Annotated in this window: 12 protein-coding genes and 1 pseudogene; 5 read left to right on the top strand and 8 right to left on the bottom strand. The window is 64.8% G+C overall.

Annotated features, from left to right (window positions below; translation table 11 throughout):
* The first annotated feature begins 25 nt into the window (after nucleotides 1-25).
* Both budA and HMPREF3166_RS06890 read left to right on the top strand, forming a co-directional pair.
* The gene (budA, locus tag HMPREF3166_RS06895) at nucleotides 26-757 is read left to right on the top strand and encodes an acetolactate decarboxylase (protein ID WP_070488456.1); all 732 of its coding nucleotides are present in this window, start codon (nucleotides 26-28) and stop codon (nucleotides 755-757) included.
* 76 nt (nucleotides 758-833) lie between these two features.
* Nucleotides 834-2,774 carry a VWA domain-containing protein gene (locus HMPREF3166_RS06890; protein WP_070488382.1) on the top strand — a complete coding sequence of 647 codons (1,941 nt, stop codon included), beginning with the start codon at nucleotides 834-836 and terminating at the stop codon, nucleotides 2,772-2,774.
* Nucleotides 2,775-2,948: 174 nt separating this feature from the next.
* Here the strand turns inward: HMPREF3166_RS06890 and HMPREF3166_RS06885 are convergent, their stop codons facing one another.
* From HMPREF3166_RS06885 to HMPREF3166_RS06875, 3 genes are all read right to left on the bottom strand, one after another.
* A complete protein-coding gene (locus HMPREF3166_RS06885; RefSeq protein ID WP_070488380.1) occupies nucleotides 2,949-5,276 on the bottom strand; it encodes a 3-hydroxyacyl-CoA dehydrogenase NAD-binding domain-containing protein in 2,328 nt (775 codons plus the stop codon).
* Nucleotides 5,277-5,383: 107 nt separating this feature from the next.
* Nucleotides 5,384-6,613: an acetyl-CoA C-acetyltransferase gene (locus HMPREF3166_RS06880; protein ID WP_070488378.1), complete on the bottom strand. Its 1,230-nt coding sequence runs from the start codon at nucleotides 6,611-6,613 to the stop codon at nucleotides 5,384-5,386.
* Nucleotides 6,614-6,832: 219 nt separating this feature from the next.
* On the bottom strand, nucleotides 6,833-7,657 hold the full coding sequence (locus HMPREF3166_RS06875; RefSeq protein WP_070488376.1) for a class I SAM-dependent methyltransferase: 825 nt from the start codon (nucleotides 7,655-7,657) through the stop codon (nucleotides 6,833-6,835).
* A gap of 103 nt (nucleotides 7,658-7,760) precedes the next feature.
* Between HMPREF3166_RS06875 and HMPREF3166_RS06870 the strand changes: the two genes are divergently transcribed.
* Nucleotides 7,761-8,921, top strand: coding sequence for a glycosyltransferase family 4 protein (locus HMPREF3166_RS06870; protein WP_049050207.1), 1,161 nt, complete (start codon nucleotides 7,761-7,763; stop codon nucleotides 8,919-8,921).
* On the opposite strand, the gene HMPREF3166_RS06865 is transcribed toward HMPREF3166_RS06870, so the two are convergent.
* Nucleotides 8,918-10,738: an MmpA family trehalose lipid delivery protein gene (locus tag HMPREF3166_RS06865; protein WP_239316216.1), complete on the bottom strand. Its 1,821-nt coding sequence runs from the start codon at nucleotides 10,736-10,738 to the stop codon at nucleotides 8,918-8,920. The genes HMPREF3166_RS06870 and HMPREF3166_RS06865 overlap by 4 nt on opposite strands.
* Nucleotides 10,739-10,778: 40 nt before the next feature.
* Nucleotides 10,779-12,050 carry a PorA family protein gene (locus HMPREF3166_RS06860; protein WP_070488373.1) on the bottom strand — a complete coding sequence of 424 codons (1,272 nt, stop codon included), beginning with the start codon at nucleotides 12,048-12,050 and terminating at the stop codon, nucleotides 10,779-10,781.
* Nucleotides 12,051-12,221: 171 nt separating this feature from the next.
* Here HMPREF3166_RS06860 and HMPREF3166_RS10000 point away from each other — a divergent pair, with 171 nt between their 5' ends.
* Complete coding sequence (locus HMPREF3166_RS10000; protein WP_083293840.1) at nucleotides 12,222-13,481, top strand: acyltransferase family protein; 1,260 nt, start codon at nucleotides 12,222-12,224, stop codon at nucleotides 13,479-13,481.
* Nucleotides 13,482-14,854: 1,373 nt separating this feature from the next.
* On the opposite strand, the pseudogene HMPREF3166_RS10325 reads toward HMPREF3166_RS10000, so the two are convergent.
* The 3 genes and pseudogenes from HMPREF3166_RS10325 to HMPREF3166_RS06840 form a co-directional block, all read right to left on the bottom strand.
* A pseudogene (locus HMPREF3166_RS10325) lies at nucleotides 14,855-16,876 on the bottom strand (DUF3367 domain-containing protein); the annotation flags it as partial.
* Nucleotides 16,877-16,932: 56 nt separating this feature from the next.
* Nucleotides 16,933-17,139 (bottom strand): DUF2613 domain-containing protein, encoded by a 207-nt coding sequence (locus HMPREF3166_RS06845; protein WP_005297166.1) that lies wholly within the window; start codon nucleotides 17,137-17,139, stop codon nucleotides 16,933-16,935.
* 98 nt (nucleotides 17,140-17,237) lie between these two features.
* On the bottom strand, nucleotides 17,238-17,777 hold the full coding sequence (locus HMPREF3166_RS06840) for a universal stress protein (protein ID WP_049050193.1): 540 nt from the start codon (nucleotides 17,775-17,777) through the stop codon (nucleotides 17,238-17,240).
* Nucleotides 17,778-17,847: 70 nt separating this feature from the next.
* Here HMPREF3166_RS06840 and HMPREF3166_RS06835 point away from each other — a divergent pair, with 70 nt between their 5' ends.
* Nucleotides 17,848-19,053, top strand: a complete 1,206-nt coding sequence (locus tag HMPREF3166_RS06835) for a glycoside hydrolase family 3 N-terminal domain-containing protein (RefSeq protein ID WP_070488369.1) — start codon at nucleotides 17,848-17,850, stop codon at nucleotides 19,051-19,053.
* Nucleotides 19,054-19,094: the final 41 nt, after the last annotated feature.

Raw genomic sequence — 19,094 nt, 5'->3', positions numbered from 1 at the left:
GGGCGAGCACGGCAACAATGGGCACATGAGTGACTCACCGGTAACTAGGCACACAATCTTCCAGAACTCCCTGATGACCGCTTTGCTGGACGGCATCTACGACGGCGAGATGACCGTCGGCGAGCTACTGGGAAAGGGCAATTTCGGGCTGGGGACGTTCGACGCGCTGGATGGCGAGATGGTCATCATCGACGGCGTTTGCTACCAACTGCGCCACGACGGCAGCGCCACCCGCGCCGATCTGGAAACCCGCAGCCCGTATGCCGTGGCCACCAACTTCGTGCCCCGCATCCGCCGCCGCGCCCCGCAGAACATTCACCGCGCGGACCTGTCGAAGTTCATCGACGGCATGACGCCCTCCTCGAACTACATGTACGCCGTCCGCATTACCGGGCATTTCAGCAGCGTGGTCACCCGCACGGTCGTGAAGCAGAAGCCGCCCTACCGGCCGATGGTTGAGGCGACGGATGATGACGCCGAGCAACACTTCACCGACGTCACGGGAATTATCGCGGGCTTCCGCACGCCGGTTTACGAGAAGGGGATTTCCGTCCCCGGATGCCACGTGCACTTCATCGACGACTCGCGCACCGTCGGCGGGCACGTGCTGGACTTCACCCTGGAAGAGGGAAAGATCGAACTCTGCCCAGGGACCGACCTCGAGCTGCGCCTGCCGCTGACCAGTGCGTTCTCTGAGGCGAACCTGGACCCGGAGGATCTGGACGCGCAGCTGCACAAGACGGAAGTCAAGGACTAGCTAACCTGAAAAGGCCTGTCATGGTTTTCCCTTCGATATAAGGTGATCCTCAAGGATTACCGAAGGGTTTAAATCGATGACTAAAAGAAGAAGCTCGCTGCTATTCGCGGTTGCGCTGATCGCAGCACTGGTGACAATCGTCGCGCCGCCGGCCCAGGAAGCCCAGGCGGAGGATGAAGGTAAGAACATCCCACCGACGATGCTGATTCTGGATGCCTCCGGGTCGATGAAGACCCCGGACGCCGACGGACAGACGCGCCTGGCCGCTGCAAAGGGCGCGGCGCAGATGTTTTCTGTGGCCGTGCCCAGCGACGCGGAGTTGGGATTCATGGTCTACGGCACGGAGGTCGGCAACTCGCCGGAAGAGCGCGAGGCTGGCTGCAAGGACGTTAAAACCCTGCTGCCAGTGGAGAAGGGGAACGTAACCAAGATTCCTGCGGAGGTCGGAAAGGTGGAGGCTTCCGGTCATACGCCGATGGGGCCGGCTTTGAGGCAAGCCGCCAAGGAACTGCCCAAGGACGGCGAGCGCTCGATCGTGCTGGTATCCGACGGCGAGGACACGTGCGCCCCACCACCGGTGTGTGAGGTCGCCAAGGATCTGAAGAAGGAAGGCATTGACCTCACCATCAACACCGTTGGCTTCCTAGTGGACTCCAAGGCCCGCAAGGAGCTGGAGTGCATCGCCGAGGCAGGCGGCGGCGAGTACATGGATGCCAAGGACACCGTGAGTTTGGCTGATTCCATGAAGCGGCTGACTACCCGCACGGCCCAGACCACTGAGACTGAAGCGGAGGAGATCAGCGGAGGCGATGATTACTCATCGGCGGCTAAGGTGCCGGCCGATGTGGAGACTTTCTCTACGAAGCTGCGTGAAAAGTCTGATGGCGACCGGGCGGACGAGGACGGCGCCGAGTACTTCAGTACCCCCATCGCCGAAGGCGAGCGCCTGGCGCTCAGCGTGGCCACGATGCCTCCGCCCTCCCAGGGCGATGGGCTGGGGAAGTCCAACTTCGCGCTCAAGTTGGACGCAGAGGATCTAGATTGCTACCTGGACAACAGTGGAGACACTGGGATTATCGACTCCAACGGGCCGTACTTTGCCTCCTACACAACGAAGCGAGCGGGCGAAGACTGCCCGGCAGGCGACTTCAAGTTCAAGGTAGTTCGAAAGAGTGGCCCGTACGAGGGGCAGGAGATTCCCGCGGAGGTCACCATCAAGCGCTTCGCGAACGAAGACCTCAATGGTGTTCCGGAGCCTTTCGAGGAAGAGAGCTACTCCCGTGAGGATGCCCCGCAAGCGGCCGAAGACGTAGAGACGGTGAAGCCAGGGGCGTGGTTCCACGACGCCACGGAGCTCAAGGCAGACGGAAAGTCTACGGTGAAGGCCGACATCGTGCCGGGCGAAACTCACGTGTACAAGATCAAGGCTGAGTATGGGCAGAAGCTGCGGGGTGGGATGAAGCTGGTCGCGGCTCCTGACAAGGAGCTGGCGCGCATCTCTCAATTGCAGGTACGGACCCTAAACTCTGTGCGACAAGCAGCTTCTTTGCAGGAAAGTCAATCCGTCAACCCGCACACTGAGGGCCAGTCCGTTGCCTTCGGCCACGCCGCCAGGCTGAACTATCGCAACATGGTGGGCGATGGTGAGGAACAACCGAGCGATGTTGCGGCGCGGAAATCTTGGCTGGATGGGGACCAGTACATCGTGGTCTTCTTCAACAACAGCTGGGGTGGCGGCGAACACCGGGACGTTTCAGAGGTGAAGAACGAGGCCGCCACCTATGAGCTCACCACAGAGCTCACGGGGGAGAAGATCCCCGGTCCGAAGTTCTCGGAGGCTTCGCATCCGCAGGACGAGGACAGTGAAGACAACTCCAAGCAGGCCGACGAATCCGAGGAAAAGGACAGCGAGGAGTCCGACTCGAGCAGTAACCTGATCTGGTACAGCCTTGTTGTGGGAATGCTGCTTGCACTGGGCGGTGGCGGTGTTGCCCTCGCCTACAGCCGCAAGCGCTAGACGCTAAGCGCTTGGCGCTAGGTGCTAAGCGCGAGGCGCCCTACCCGCGCATGAACTAAGCCCCCAACTCCAGCGGAGGTAATCCGCGAAGGGAGTTGGGGGCTTTAAGCGTTCTCGCCCTGGAGGCTCGCCCGGAGGCTCGCCCGGAGGCCTAGCTCTGGGGCGATAGAAGAACTACTTCTTCAGGGACTCCAGCGGGGTGAAGCGCTCGCCGTACTTAGCGGCCAGCTCCTCGGCGCGGGCAACGAAGCCTGCAACGCCGCGGGTCGGGTAGTCGCCACCGTCGCGGTCCGCGACCTTGCCCTCAGGCAGGGTAGCGGCGGCCGGGCGGTCGTAGTTCTTGATGTACTGGCGGGTACCGCCGGTCCAGGCCGGGAAGCCGATGCCCATGATGGAGCCGATGTTGGCATCCGCATCGGAGGTCAGCACGCCCTCGTCGATGCACTTCTGGGTCTCCAGAGCCTCGGCGAACAGCGGACGCTCCACCAGGTCGATGAAGGCTGGTGCGTCAGCCGGAACGTTGGAGCCAGCAGCCACGCCGCTCGGGTCAGCGTCAGCCTTCTGGGCTGCGCCGGCGGCAGCGGAATCCAGGCCGGTGCCTGCAACGGTGGACTCGCCGTCAGCGACCTTCACCTTGCCGGCGCCCAGCTCGTCCCACAGGCCGCGCCACAGGCCGGTGCGGCGGCCTTCCTCGTTGTACTCGTAGAAGCCCTTGCCCTCGAGCTTGCCCGGGCGGTCGTAGACGTCCAGCATCTTGTCCACGATCTCGGTCACGCCACCGTCGTCGACGGTCAGGCCAGCGGCCTCCTGAGCTGCCTTGGTCTCGGAGCCGATCTTGCGGGCCAGCTTCAGGTTCAGCTCGTCCTGCAGCTGCAGCGGCGGTGCCGGGTAGCCAGCCTGGCGGCCAGCGGCCTCGATGACGGCCGGGTCGATGCCCTCAGCCAGCATGCGCATAGCCTCGTTCAGGAAGAAGCCGATGACGCGGGAGGTGTAGAAGCCGCGGGAGTCGTTCACGACGATCGGGGTCTTGCGGATCTGGCCGGTGAAGTCCAGGGCCGCAGCCAGGGTCTCGTCGGAGGTCTCCTCGCCCTTGATGATCTCCACCAGCGGCATCTTGTCTACCGGGGAGAAGAAGTGGATACCGATGAAGTCCTTCGGGCGCTTCACGCCGGTAGCCAGCTCGGTGATCGGCAGGGTGGAGGTGTTGGAGCCCAGCACGCAATCCTCCGGCACGGCTGCCTCGATCTCTGCCCAGACCTTGTGCTTCAGCTCGGTGTTCTCGAACACGGCCTCGATCACGATGTCACAGTCGGACAGGTCGGAGTAGTCAACGGAAGGCTTGATGCGGTCCAGTAGAGCCTTGGACTTCTCCTCGGTGGTCTTGCCGCGCTTCAGCGCCTTGGCCTCCAGGCCCTCGGAGTAGGACTTGCCCTTCTCGGCAGCCTCCATCTTGATGTCCTTCAGCACAACCTCCATGCCAGCCTTCGCTGCCACGTAGGCGATCGCTGCACCCATCATGCCGGCACCAACCATGCCCAGCTTCTTGAACTGCTTCTTCTCAACGTCCTTCGGGCGGGAGCCGCCACCGTTGCAGTACTGCAGGTCGAAGAAGAATGCCTGCATCATGTTCTTGGAGGTCGTGCCGGTGACCAGCTCCACGAAGTAGCGGGTCTCCACAGCCAGGGCCTCTTCGATGTTCTTCAGCTGTGCGCCCTCAACGGCGGCCTTCAGGATGGCCTTCGGAGCCGGCATCGGTGCGCCCTTGATCTGCTTGGTCACGTTAGCCGGGAAGGAGGGCAGGAACTGTGCCAGCTTCGGGCTGGTCGGGGTGCCGCCCGGGATCTTGAAGCCCTTCTGATCCCACGGCTGGGATGCTTCCGGGTTCTCCTTGATCCACTTCTTGGCAGCGTCGATCAGCTGGTCTTCCGGGACGACCTCGTCGATCAGGCCGGTCTTCAGTGCGTCTTCTGCGCGGAACTGGCGGCCGGTGGTCAGGACCTTCATCAGTGCGTCCTGGATGCCCAGCATGCGGACCACGCGGGTCACACCGCCGCCACCCGGCAGCAGACCCAGGGTGACCTCTGGCAGGCCAACCTTCAGGCCCTTGGCGTCAGAAGCAATGCGGTGGTGCGTGGCCAGAGCGATCTCCAGGCCACCGCCGAGCGCCGCACCGTTGATGGCAGCGACGACCGGCACGCCGAGGGTCTCGATTGCGCGCAGACCGGCCTTCATGCCGTTGATCTGCTTCGTGATTGCTTCTGCGTCTTCCGGGGTGGACTTGATCATCGACTTGATGTCGCCGCCGGCGAAGAAGGTCTTCTTCGCGGAGGTGATGACTACGCCCTTGGCCTCGCCGGATTCCACTGCGCCCTGCAGCTTCTCCACCAGCTCAGGCAGCTCGCCCTGGAAGGTGTCGTTCATGGTGTTGACCGGCTGGTTCGGGTCGTCCATGGTGATGGTTACGATGCCGTCGCCATCCTGGTCCCACTTGAACATGCTCATGTGTGATGCTCCTTGTTTTATTTATTGACGCCCTCACGCTTGCGTCCGCGGGAGGTTGTCAGAGGAAAATTGAGTGTTTCTTGTGTTTTGGTCTGCGGGAAGGTCGGTTAGACGCGCTCGATGATCGTGGCCACACCCATGCCGGCTGCGACACAGAGGGTGATCAGGGCGTAGCGGCCGCCGGTGCGGTGCAGCTCGTCGACGGCGGTACCGGTGATGATCGCGCCGGTTGCACCCAGCGGGTGGCCCATGGCGATGGCGCCACCGGAGACGTTCAGCTTCTCGTCCGGGATGTCCAGCTCGCGCTGTGCACGCAGGACGACGGAGGAGAACGCCTCGTTGATCTCCCAGATGTCGATGTCCTCGGGCTTCAGGCCAGCCTTGGCCAGGGCGGCGCGGGAGGCCGGAGCCGGGGCGGTCAGCATGATGGTCGGCTCCACACCGGAGGTGGCGACGGAGACAACGCGGGCGCGCGGGGTCAGGTCGAAGTCCTTGCCGGCCTGCTCGGAGCCGATGGCCAGCAGGGCTGCGCCGTCGACAATGCCGGAGGAGTTACCGGCGTGGTGCAGGTGGTTGATGCGCTCCAGCTGCGGGTACTTGGTCTGCGCGACAGCGTCGAAGCCACCCTGGTCGCCGATCATGGCGAAGGCGGGCTTCAGGCCGGACAGGCCCTCGACGGTGGTGCCAGGGCGGATGGTCTCGTCGCGGTCCAGCAGGGTGATGCCGTTCTGATCCTTCACCGGCACAACGGTGCGGTCGAAGCGGCCCTCTTCCCATGCCTTGGATGCGCGCTCGTGGGAGCGGGCAGCGAAAGCGTCGAGGTCCTCGCGGGTCAGGCCGTCCAGGCTGGCGATGATGTCAGCGGAGATGCCCTGCGGGATGAAGTCGTTGTAGAAGTTGGAGGCCGGGTCCATCGCCAGGGCGCCGCCGTCGGAGCCCATCGGGACGCGGGACATGGACTCCACGCCGCCGACGAAGACCAGGTCGTCCCAGCCGGAGCGGATCTTCTGTGCGCCCAGGTTCACGGCGGTCAGGCCGGAAGCGCAGTAGCGGTTCACCTGTAGGCCGGTGGCGGTGTACGGCAGGCCGGCGTTCAGGGCGGCGGTGCGGGCGATGTCCATGCCCTGGTCGCCGACGGGGGTGACACAGCCAGCGATGACGTCGCTGATGCGGTTGGGGTCGATGCCCGGGTTGCGCTCGATGATTGCCTCGATCAGGCCGGAGAGCAGGTCAACGGGCTTTGCGGTGTGCAGGGAACCGCCCGGCTTGCCCTTTCCACGGGGGGTGCGGACGGCGTCGTAAATGAATGCCTCAGGGGCGCCAGTGTTACTGGTCATGTCAGTCCTATTTCCTATCGTTCTCGACAGTGATCCGTTCGTGCAGTGATCGGCTAGGGCAGTGGTTCATGAATCCAGCGGCTCATGAATCCAGTGACCTAGCAGGTCGCAACACTAAACTTGTGTCTCACGCCACATTACCCGTTCTTCGGGGAAATAGTTGTAGTCTTATGTCTTTTTCTGCCCCTAGAAGGTGCCCCCGCTGAATTGGGGGTAGTCCTAGCGCTTCTGAAACACCAGCACCAGGTTGGAAACCGCGAACTCGCGGAGCCCCGGCACGCGCACCATCCACCAGGCCCACCAGGGGTGATAGCGCGGGAACGCGGCCACCAACTCGGCACTTTCGCCGTGCACCTTGCGCGCGTACTCCAGGCCTTCGGCTGCGGAGACGTTGAACAGGCTCTCGCCCCAGCGGTTCTTCGGCGGCTTGCCCATCTTCTTCTCATAGCGCCGGGCGGCGAATTCCCCGCCCACGTAGTGCTGCCACAGCCCGGTTTCGTGCCCGCCGAATGGCCCCAGCCACACCGTGTAGCTGTAGATCATCACTCCGCCTGGCTTTGTCACCCGCAGCATCTCGTCAGCCATCCGCCACGGATCCGGTACGTGCTCGGCGACATTGGAAGAGTAGGTGATGTCGAAGGCGTCACTAAGAAAAGGTAGGTCCAGCCCCGAACCCCGCACCGAGGTCTGCAGCTTGATGCCCGCGGCGGCCATCTCGCCGACGTCGGGTTCGCAGGTGTAGTAGTCCGCGCCGGCCTTGTCGAAGGCCACGCCGAAGTAACCCGGGCCGCCGCCGACGTCCAGGATCTTCGTGTTGCGTAGGGGCTCGCTCTGGTCTGGCCCCTGCCCAGCACCACGCACGCCCGCGTAAATGTCGCGTATCAGCCCGACGGTGTCCTCGGCCAGGTGGCCGTAGAAGATGTCGGGGCGGGTCTGCTCGTATTTGAAGTCGCTCAGCAGGCCGAAGGAGCGGCGCAGGGTAGCGCGGCGGCGGAAAACGCTCAGCGTCTGGCGCTGGCGGGCGGGGGGGGTGTTCGGGCTCATCGAGTGTCTATCTTTTCAGGTTGTACTGACTTTCTGCAGTCTTTCCGCAGATTCACCAAACCCTGCAAAGTCGCAGGCGGTGGCGACTAACATAGTGTCCATCATGAAAGTACTGCTTCTCTGCTGGCGCGACACAAACCACCCCGAAGGTGGCGGCAGCGAACGTTACTTGGAGCGCGTGGGGGAGTACCTGGCCAACCAGGGCCACCAGGTGGTGTTCCGCACTGCCCACTATCCCGGCTCCACACGATCGCAGCAGGTCGGCCGCAATTTCCGTTTCTCTCGTGGCGGCGGCAACCTGACGGTCTACCCGCGTGCGCTGGCCGCGATCCTGGCCGCCCGCCGGGGGCGTGGGTCCCTGGCGGATATTGGCCGCCCGGACGTTGTGGTGGATACGCAAAACGGCGTGCCCTTCTTCGCCTCCGTGGTCAGCGGCGCGCCCACGGTTGTTCTGACGCATCACTGCCACCGCGAACAGTGGTCCGTCGCCGGCCCGATCCTCTCCCGCATCGGCTGGCTGATCGAATCCACCATCTCGCCGTGGATCCACCGGCGCCGCCGCTGGGTCACCGTCTCCGCCCCCTCCGCCGAGGAGCTGGTGGAGCTTGGCGTGCCGCGCGGCAACATCGAGATCATTCGTAACGGCATTGATCCGGTCGCTCCTTCTTTGATTCCGGACGCCCCCAGCCCCAACTCCGACAACGCCAGCGAGGAGCAGACGATTCACCTAGTGGCGCTGTCCCGGCTGGTCCCCCACAAGCAGATCGAGCACGCGCTGGACGCGCTGGCCGCCGTGGCGCGCACCCACCCGAACGTGCGCCTGGATGTTATCGGCGACGGATGGTGGGCCGATCGCCTGCGGGATTACGCCCGCGAGCTGGGGATTGAGCCGCTGGTGGTGTTCCACGGCTTCGTGTCCGAGGAACTGAAGCACCGCATCCTCAACCGCGCCTCTGTGCACGTGATGCCCTCGCGCAAGGAGGGCTGGGGTCTGGCCGTGATAGAGGCGGGACAGCACGGGGTGCCGACGGTCGGCTATGAGTCCTCCGCCGGGCTGCGCGATTCCGTCATCGACGGGGAGACCGGGCTGCTGTGTTCTTCCCCCGGCGGGCTGATGAACGCGGTCGAATACCTGCTGGATAACCCGGAGAAGCGCCGGGAGATGGGCCGGGCCGCGAAGCGCCGGGCCGAGGAGTTCTCCTGGGACGCCACCGGCGCGGCATGGGAGAAGCTGCTGCGCCAGGAGGTCGCGCGCGGTCGCTAGTCAGCGCTGTTAGCGCCGTCGGCCTTGCCAGCCTTGTCAGCCTTGTCAGGCAGCGGCCGGCTGCGGCCGTTCATCTGCAGCTGGCGGGTGACACGCCACAGCCACACGCACATGCCCCACATCATGAGCATCCAGTAGAACGTCATGCCCACGAACAGCGGCGCGCGATCCTGGACCGGCGAGCGCGGCAGGGTGGGGCTCTGCACCCGGTAGAGGTCGTAGTTATCTGAGCTGAGTACGCGCCGGATGCCCTTGGAGTTCAGCACCTGCAGCGCCTTGGTCATCGCGGCGCCGTCGGTGATGGAATACCAGTCCACCAGCACCCAACTCACGCCATTGCGTTTGAGGGTGTTCTTGCCGTTCATCAGGTCCGACAGGATCCCCATGCTGGCCGGGTTGCCATCCACCACCTGGCCATCGACGATCAGGAACCCAGGATCCATCGGTGAACCCGGCAGCAACTTCAGCCCCGGATCCACGTGCGGCCGGTCGCCGCGGGTGCGGTAGTTGCCCGGCGGGAGCAGCACAATCTTGCCGTTCGGAGCGCCGGAGATGATGGTGAACATCTGGCTCCACGTCTCCGAGATCTGCACCCGCTTCAGCGGCGCCATATCCGCCGGGTACGCGGGGACAGTCAGCACGCACGCCACAGCCAGGCCGGCCGCCGCGGCACGCGGCGCCCACCGCGAACGGCTGGAACTGTCCGCCTTAGCCGGGGTCTCTCGGACGTCCCCAGCGCGGCGGCGCGGGTCCATCCGCTCCACCGCCACGGCTATCAGCAGCACAAATCCCGGAATCGCCAGACAGACGAACTTCGTGGTATCGCGGAACATGCCCGCGCCGGGCACGTGGCTAATTGCAAGGCCCATTAAGTCCACGCCCCAGCCGGTGGCCAGCAGAGGGGGCGTCACTAAGGCAAGGACAGTCAGCACCGCAACGCCGCGATAGACGCGCCACAGCTCCTTGAAGCCGAGCATCAGCACCACGCACAGGGCCGCGCTCACGAGCACTGAAAACAGGGTGCGCGACGGCGGGGTGGCTTCGGCATTCCAAATCCCCGAAAGCCCCATCGTGGAGGCAAGCGGGCCTAAGAAGGTCTCGCCGCGGGCAGAAAACAAAGCCGCGGACAGGGCATCGGAGCGGGTCTGCGAAGGGTTAGAAACCCAGATCGCCGGCAGCAACCACGGCAACGCGGCGATGATGCTGGCAACGAGGCTGCGCAGACGCTCCCCGTGCGAAGGTGCGAACACCAGCGCCGTGATCAGCGCCAGGATCAGACCTGTCGGCACAAAGCCACACAAACAGATCGCCACATACAACAGACCGTGGGAGCGCGCGGCGGCCAGAAAAGCGACCGCAGGCAGCAGCATCCCCGCGGTTGCGACGGTCCACTGGCCCTGCAGAAAACGCTCGATGACGAACGGATTCCACACCACAAACAAAGCCGCAACCAGCTGCGCGGAAAGCCGCCCGCCCGCCATATCCCGCACCATCGCGGCGGCGAAGTAGCAGCCCATCAGGCAGGAGACCAGCACGAGCACGCTGGCCAGGAGCGTAGCGGGGACGGTGGGGGAGAAGAGTGTCAGCACCGCATCCTGCGGCAGGGCGCGCGGGGCACCGTCGTTGATGCCCAGGTTGTTGGAATTCTCTGGCAGGGAATCGGGCACGAACATGTCCCGCAGCAGAAACGCCTTCGAGGAATCCGGGCGCAGACCCAGCCAGAACGGCCACAAAGTGACGACAGAGACAAGGAAAGACCACCCCAGCGCGATCCGGCGATCGCGCTTGGCGGTGGTCTTCGGGGGCTGCGGCTTCACAGCCAATAGTCTAGTGGTTCAGCGGAAATAATTGCGGGAATTATTTAGCTGCCAGGCGAGCGGAGCGGTGAGCGATCCAACCGACTACCAGCAGGATCAAGCCAACCACGCCCAGGATCCACGGCAGGATGGTGCCCATCAGCTTGATCTTCTGCAGACCGTCGGTGGCCTTCTTCATCTGGCCGTCGCGGGACTCGTCATCCCACGCGCCCGGGAAGTACACGGCGGTACGGGTCGGGTTGTTGATCTCCTCTTCCTTGTTCTCGAAGATCTCCTGCGCCTCTTCGTCGTCCTGCGCGTAGTACTGGAAGACTTCCTCGGAGCCGTTGACGATCACGCCGGTATCCGGCTGCACGCGCAGCACGCGGTGGACGGTGTAGTAGCGGGACAGCTCAACCTCGGGGCCGAGGTCCTCTTCCTTCTCGCCGTCTTCGCCCTCCTCGCCGTTCTCGTCTTCCTTCTTCTCCTCGGCCTTCTCGTCGCCCTTGTTCTTGATGTCGTCCGGGTCGATGCCCCAGACCTTCGCCGGGAACTTCAGACGCAGCGCGGCCAGGGTACCCTTGTCGCCCTTGGACAGCTCGCCGTCGGCCTCCAGGCGCTCGCGCAGAGCCGGGTACAGCTCGGTCGGGGGAACGGTCTGCTCGAAGCGGTAGACCTTCTCGCCGTCCTGCTCTTCCTCACCGACGTAGTCGATCGGCTGGGTCTTCAGGATCTGCATGTCGAAGTAGTCGTAGGACTTGCGGTCCGTGCCCATCGGGAACTGGTAGGTGATGCCGGTGCGGGTGAACGGTGCGACGGAGGCCTCGACCTCTTCGTCCTTACCCTCGTTGGCAGCTGCATCCAGGGCCGGTGCGTTCAGCTCGATCGAGGACGTCGGCTCCGGCACGGGCATCTGGGTCTTGCGATCCAGGGTGATGTGGTCGATCGACGCGCGGATCAGGTTCTTCGGCTCTTCCCGGTCCGTGCGGAACAGGGTCTGGCCGGACTCGAGGGTCACGACCTCTTTGTCCGAAGGCTCCTGGGCGGTGGTGAAGCGCTGGGACTGCATCTCCAAGTCCTTGTTGATGAAGCAGCTCACCTGCGGGTTGTCGCCCTTACACTCGGGCTTGTCCTTGTTGTTGCCCACCGGCTTGCCGGCAGCAAGCGCACCCGAGTCCAGCAGGTTGCCGGGGGTCTTCGGGGTGATGGTGGTGGATACGAGGTCCAGCGGCAGCACCTTGCCCTTCGGGACGACATAGGTGGGCAGTGCGATGGCAAAGACCAGCATGGCTACACCGAGCACGATCGCTACGGAGGAGAGGATTCTCTTCATAGGATGGGGTTTCCTGACTCTATCTGTCTATATCTATCCGGTGACTGTAGTTAGCCTGTAAAGCTTCCAATACTTTAGCCAATCAAAACTAGATACTTCGCAGATTTAAAATATTTCTCTAGAAAAGTCTTCGGGGGTGTTTTCGCATGCCGGTCGGTTAAGCTGATCCCGATGAGCTCGAAGATTCCCTCCGCCCGCCCCGCGCCCTTCCTACCTGCACTGGAAGGCCTCCGCGCGATTGCCTGCTCCGGCATCATCATTACGCACGTTGCGTTCCAAACCGGCGCGGATACGGGGAACCTGCTGAACCGCATGATGGCGCGCACGGACTTCTTCGTGCCCGTGTTCTTCGCCCTCTCCGGGTTTCTGCTGTGGCGCCGCCACCGCGCGGACTTTGCGGTATCGACCTCGCAGGACAATCTGCTGACCTTGGCGGGTTACTACGTGAAGCGCCTGGGGCGCATCTTCCCGGCCTACCTGGTCACCGTCGCGGTTGTGCTGCTGTTCTTCCCGGTTGCGGGCTCGCCGACGGTGTGGCAGATGATCTCGAACGTGATCATGGTGCAGATCTACGTCGACGGCGGGCTGATCGGCGGGCTGACCCACTTGTGGAGCTTGTGCGTAGAGATGGCTTTCTACCTGGTGCTGCCTGTGATTGCGGTGGCGTGGGGGCGTCGAGAAAGAAAATGGCGCATCGTGTGGATCGTCGTAGTGGCGGCGGCGAGCTTCGGCTGGGCCTTCATTCCCGCGTTCGCCGAGCCGCCGGCGCCGGGTGGATTGAACCCGCACATCATGCCACCTGCGTTTATCGCGTGGTTCGGGGTGGGGCTGCTCGGCGCGGAGCTGGAGTCTATCGTGCAGGATCGTGCCTACGCGCGCACGGGTAAGGATGGGGCCGAGGGTATAGACGCCCGGTACCAGCTGCCGGAGGTGCGATTCGTAGCGAAGTTTCGCTGGGTGTTCTGGTTGCTGGCCATCGGCGCGCTGGCGGTCGCGGCCTCGGACGGACCGGAGGGCCTGACGCACGCGGCGCCGGCGGAGTTTGCCCGCCGAACGCTTTACGGCCTGGTGTTCGCCGCCGCGCTGATCGTTCCTTACACGCTGGCGCCACGGTCGAAGTTCCTGGAGTCGGCGCCGATGCAGGCGCTGGGCCGCTGGTCGTATGCGATCTTCCTGTGGCACATGTCGCTGCTATCGCTGGTGTTTCCGCTGCTGGGCGTGCCGCTGTTCAGCGGGCACACCGCCCTGGTGCTGGTGGCAACCTTCGTGCTGAGCGTGCCGGTGGCCGCGCTGAGCTACTCGTTGGTGGAGGAGCCCGCGCGCCGGTCTATTAATTCCTGGTGGCGCTCGGTGCGGGATGCCAAGACAGAGACCACCACGGCCAGCAGCACGACTGCGAGCGCGCCGTTCACCACGAACCCGCCCGCGTAGTAGTTTCCGCTGCCCCAAGCGCCGCGGATGCATAGCAATAGCGCCAGGAACGCGGCCGCCCCGGTGATGGCCTTGCCCGCCAGGATGGCGCGGCGGAAGGCACGGCTCCGTTGGGTGCGCCCCGTGGCCTGAGTCTCGTTTGCTGCCACTGCTGCCGTCCGTTCCGGCAGCCCCGGCATCCGGCGGGTTCGCCGCACCACGAAGATGCACAGACCCACTAGCACCAGCGCCGCCACCAGGCCGATGGCCAGCCATGCGCGGTATAGTTTCGTGCCCTCGAAGTGGATTTTGACCAGCCCGGACTTGCCCTCCGGGACGATCCAGCCCTGCTGCCAGCCATTCACCGTGATGGGCGTGAGCTGCGTGGTTTCGCCGCCTTCTTCCAGCGTGGCGATGCGCCCGGGGTTCGCCTGCGAGGGGCTGAACAGCACGCGCTTCTTATTCGAGGCCTCCAAGCGGGCGGACTGTTCGCCGGGTGCCAGCTGCTCCCGCGGGCTGGCCTGCTCCACCGGCTGCGCCGCCGGGGTTTCCCGCACCGCCGCGCCGTACAGCGGCTCGGCGACGGACAGTGCCGCCCAGCGCGCCGTGGTGGAAAGCACGTGCTTGCCGGCGGGTAGGTTCAGAGTGTCACCACAGGTGTAGTCCTTGCCGTCGATGGTCACGGGCACCTGGTTCTCGCGGGTACATTCGGAGGTGTGCACCACAACCGGCAGCTCGCCCGCGCCGTTGCCGATTGCTTCCGGCACCTCGAAGGCGCGCAGCATGACGGACTCGCTGATTTCCTGGCCGAATACCCAGCGGTTCAGTGTCGCCCCTGTTTCCCCTGCGTTGCCCTGTGAGTCGTCGCTGCCGTCCACCGGGGGCACCGTCGGCACGCGCCGCGGCGTGACGTCCTTCTCTCCATTGGCCAGCACCTTCGCCTCGGATATGCCGAGGTCGCCGAAGGAGCCCACGATCGTCACGCGGATCGCATCGGCCCGCCCGGCGGGCACCTTCACCTTGTTGGTCTCGCCGGTCTTGAGGGTTGCCGACGTGCCCGACACAATCTTGCCCTGAAGGTACGTCGTCACCTGCACACGCGCAGGCCGGCCCTGAATGTCCAGGTGCAAGCCCAGCCTGTTGTATGCCTCGTCCATGCGGAACTCGATGTCCTGCCCCGCCACGTTGCCGACCGTCGGCCGCCACGCGGTCCTGTGTGAACCATCCACCGCGGAGGTTGCAGAAGAGTACGTTTCCGCCCCGCCGAAGCTCGTCGGGTCCGCGGCGGTGGAGGAGACCCGCACCTCGCCGCGGCCTTCCACGCGCGTCATCTGCTCCGGCGGAACCTCCTGCCCGTCCGCATCGCGCACGGGGTAGTCGCGCACCGGGTTCAGCACCTGCACCGGGTCGTCTTCGCTGCGGATCTCGCTGTCCGCGCCCACCACGTTGCCGTAGTTGTGGTCGCGCAGCGCGGGCGTGTCCGTCACCGTTTGCGCGGGTAGCTCTAGTTCCTTGCCTTGTGACGCCCCCACACGCGCCCGCGCCGCACCCTGCCTACCCAGGGCCGCGTCCGCCGCTGCCAGGCGGGGGAGGGATTCGGCGCTGGAATGGGAGACGTCGAGGCGTTCGGCGTCAATAATCCGCAGGTCACCCGCAGTGCCCCCAGTGCCCCCAGTGTCAGAAGCAACAGGATCGACCCGATAGATCCGCACCTGCTCGTCGTCGCCGAAGGCGGCGGCCTTGCTGAAGCCGCCGGAGCGCTCGAGGGTGCGTTCGATCCGCTTGGCGCCTGGGGTGTCTGCGGCGGTGGTCAGGTCGTAGCGCAGTGCCAGGTAGCCCACGCCCTGCTGCCATAGTGCGGCGGCGAGGGAGGGGATGGCGGTGCCGGCTTCCAGCTCCCGCTGCACGCCGTCGAGGCCGCGGATGGCCTCGGGTTGCACAAGTGGTACGGAGTCGCGCACGACCCACGGCATGTCCAACAGGGGCTGAGCGGGTTCGTCGCGGGTGTTTCCCCAGGTCTGGCGGGCAAAGCGCGCCTTGGGGAGGATCATGGTGCGGGCGGGGGCGTGGGTTTCTCCGGCTTCTTTGGCGACTTCCGAGTTCAGCCAGTCCGCTGCCTCGGTCCAGTAGTCGGGCACGCTCCGGTAGGCGTCCGCGGCGGCGATGCGCCCCGACCAGCCGGTGGCGGTGACTACGACGACGAGCAGGCAGATGGCGATGGCGCGGGGAACCTCCGCGTGCTTCTCCGGGTGGAGCCACCGCGCCCAGCGTTCGCGGCTAAGCCCCGGCCAGGGCAGGCGCGCCAGGCCGTGGGCAATGCCCACCACCAGCGCCAACCGCACCAGGGGGTCGAACTTATGCAGGTTGCGCAGCGGGGCGCCCGCGCCATCCAGGAAAATCCGGCCCCAGGAGGCCAGCGGGGAGATCGGGGCGGTGGCGAATACCATCGCGGCCACGCCCAGCAGCAGGATCGCCAGCCAGCGGCGGGCGAAAGGCAGCTGCGGGCGGGTGAGCCCCCACAGGCCCAGGAAGGCCACCAGCAGGGTGCCCGCGACGAAGACGGGCTCGCCGACCAGCTCGTATCCGCCTTGGCGTTCGGAGGAGAGGAAGGGAGTCCAGCTGGTGGTGCCGCGCAGGATCTCCGCGAGGTTCATCCAGTTGGTGGTCAGGGATGCGGACTCGATGTAGTCCGTGAACGGCGGGGAGTACTTGCCCAGCAGGAGCAGCGGGCCGATCCACCAGAACGTGGCCAGCAGGCCTGCGGGCACCCACCACAGCGCAAAGTACAGGCCCACGCGCGGGCGGCGGATGCACATGCCCAGCCAGAAGATCACGGCAGGCAGGATGGCCACGGCGGTGGCGACGGCGTTCACCGCGCCCAGGCACAGTACGGCTAGGGCGCTAAGTAGCGCGTATTTTGCCAGGTGGGAGCGTGTGCGGCGGTCTAGCTGGGCATCCCGCCCCAGCATCGCCGCACTTGCTACGGGCAGCAGCACCCACGGCACCAGCGCGCACACCCACGCCTCGGAGCTAATGGCACCGAGCGTGGTGAGGACCCGCGGGGAGAGCGCGAAGAGAATGCCCGCGACCACCCGCGAGCCGCGGCTGCCGATGCCGAGCCGCTGCAGCAGCAGGACCGTGCCGGCGAACGCGAGCGCTAGCAGCAGCCCCCACCACAGGCGCTGCGTGACCCAGCCGGGCAGGAAAGAAAACACGGCGAAGAACAGGCCGTGCGGGAACAGGTACCCGTAAGCCTGGTTCTGCAGCTGCCCGAGCGGAAAAGTATCCGTCCAGGGATACAGCGCTTGGCGGAGGAATCCCCAGGGGTTGGCCGTCAGGTCCAGCTTTGTGTCGGCCGAGGTCAGCCCGGGGGACTGTAGGAATGCGAAAAGAAACCACGCGAGGGTGCTATACACCCAAGCGCGGCGAGAAAGGGGGCGATGCGCCGTGTTTGGCACGTGATGGTGCGCCTTTATTCGGAAATACGGCCGCCGTACTGGACGGCGCCCAGGAATGCGTTGTCCTGGTTCACGGCGATCTGTTCGTCGGTGGGCAGTTCAGTGGTATCGGCCATTGCGCCAGCGCCGAAAGTTGCGGCGCCGCCCAGGACCAGGCCTGCAACTGCGGAGGCGACCAGTGCGCCCAGGCCGCGACGGTTAGAGGCGGTTTCGTTAGCCATGTTAATTCCTGTTCCTAGTGGGATTGTTGTGGTTTTAGCGTACTAGCTTCTTGTGGATAGTACCCAATGAAACGCCAACAGACCTTCGTTTGGGAAAACTAGTCCTCATCTTCGATCGGCGGGACGATCAATACGGGTCGACCAGCGTTCTTGATGATGCTGTCCGACACGCTGGACTGCAGGAAGGATTTCCAACCCGACAGGGCACGGGTACCCGTGACGATCAGATCCACGTCCAGCTCATCGGCAGCGTCAACGATGGCGCTCCAAATAGCTGTTCCGGACTCTACCAGAAAGGGTTCGGTAACAAAACCATGGGAGTTGGCCAGGTCCACGCCCTCGTTGCAGATGTTCACTGCCTCTGCGTACGCCGGATCGTCGTCCTCCGGCTGCTCGCCGGTTTCGTTGGACCAATCGTGCTGCATCATGCCGCTCATGCCCGCCGCGCGCGCAGCCTGGCGGTGGATCGGCTCCCACACGGTCAGGATGTAGGCGTTTTTCGCGGACAGGAAGCGCCCGGCGTGCTCCACGGCGCCGCGGGCTTCGGCGGAGCCGTCGTAGGCGATCAGGACGGTATCGCCGCTCGCGTCGAAAGCCTGCTGGTGTGCTTGCTGGGCTTGTTCTGCCTGCTCGGTCATGTGTATCGCTCCTCGGTGGGCACTGCACGATTGGTGCACTGCTCGTTGCGTTTGTTACTACGTTAATACTATGCCCCGTAGACACGTAGCCGCTGGCGCTTTAGGTTTCGTTCTTGTTGTTGCCTCTAGCGCTTGTTCCTTATCGACGCCCACTGACCAGCCAGCCGATACCTCCACCTCCGCGGCCACTTCCGCAGTGCCGAGCTCCGAAAGCTCCGGCACTGCCGAATCCAGCGCGCCCCCAGCGGAGAACCGGCAGGCGTGTGCCCGGGCGGAGGGTAAGACACCTAGGGAGATGGCTGGCCGGATGCTTGCTGTGGGCGTCACAACCTACGAATCAGCAGAACAAGCCGTCGACGAAGGTGTGCGCCACCTTTTCATTGGCTCGCAGACCGATCGATCCATCCTGAATGGGCAGGGCGACCCCGCGCGTAGTTTGGCGGCGCTTGAGGAGCGCGCGGGCGAACCGCTGACCGTGAGCGTGGACGAGGAAGGCGGGCTGGTGCAGCGCCTCTCCGAGATCGTCGGTGAGCTGCCGAGCGCGCAGCAGATGGCGGAGACGATGAGCCCCGAGCAGGTGCGCGACCTTATGGCCGAGCATGGCAAGAAAGTCCGCGACCTGGGAATCACCGTGGACTTCGCGCCGGTGGTGGACCTGGCCGGTGGGCAGGAGATTTCCGATAACGCGATCGGCTCGCGCTCCTTCAGTGCCGACCCGAAGGTGGCGGCTGACTACGCGCGCGCCTACTCGGAGGGCCTGCAGCAGGCAGGCGTGACCCCGGTGCTGAAGCACTTCCCGGGCCACGGGCATGCCACGGGTGACTCGCACATGGGTGCCGTGACCACCCCGCCGCTGGAGCAGATGCAGGGCAACGACCTGCTACCTTTCCGCGAGCTGGTTGATTTTGAGGGCATGGCCGTGATGGTCGGCCACGTGGAGGTGCCGGGGCTGGGTGAGCCTTTGCCGTCCTCGGTGAACCCTGCGGCCTACAAGCTGCTGCGGGAAGGCGGTTATGGGCCGAAGCATGACGCCCCAGGTTTCGACGGCGTGATTTACACCGACGACCTAACGGGCATGAAAGCCGTGACGGATCGTTACCCCGGCCCGGAGGCAGCCGTCGCGGCACTGGCGGCGGGAGCGGACGTGGCGCTTGCCGCAGCGGGGGCCGTGGAGATCCCCGATGTGGTGGAGGCCATCCGCATGGCGATCGACGAAGGGCGGATCCCTGAGGATCAGGTGCGCGATTCTGTGAATCGTACCTGTGTAACCGAGTAAAAGAATTCCCTGATCGGGGGATTCGCGATACACTAACCTGC

It is taken from the genome of Corynebacterium sp. HMSC08A12 (assembly GCF_001807485.1).
Lineage (GTDB): Bacteria > Actinomycetota > Actinomycetes > Mycobacteriales > Mycobacteriaceae > Corynebacterium > Corynebacterium evansiae.
Note: the sequence above shows the minus strand (reverse complement) of the source record. Positions and strands in the feature narration are given on the sequence as shown.